At 50.7% G+C, this 288-nt stretch carries 1 pseudogene; it reads left to right on the top strand.

Going from position 1 to position 288, the window contains the following annotated elements:
• Positions 1 to 288: pseudogene (gene glmU, locus J4G32_RS21055) on the top strand (bifunctional UDP-N-acetylglucosamine diphosphorylase/glucosamine-1-phosphate N-acetyltransferase GlmU); the annotation flags it as partial.

Raw genomic sequence — 288 nt, forward strand, 5'->3', positions numbered from 1 at the left:
GCCTGCGCGATGCCAAACCGCAGGGTGGTATTGGGTTATTAACCGTGAAGCTGGACGATCCGAGCGGCTATGGCCGTATTACGCGTGAAAACGGTAAAGTGACCGGCATCGTTGAACATAAAGACGCCACTGATGAACAGCGTCAAATCCAGGAAATTAACACCGGTATTCTGATCGCCAACGGCGCGGACCTGAAACGCTGGTTGTCTAAGCTGACTAACAATAATGCGCAGGGTGAATATTACATCACAGATATCATCGCGCTGGCTTATCAGGAAGGACGGGAAA

The organism is Microvirga antarctica, from assembly GCF_017921815.1.
Lineage (GTDB): Bacteria > Pseudomonadota > Alphaproteobacteria > Rhizobiales > Beijerinckiaceae > Microvirga > Microvirga antarctica.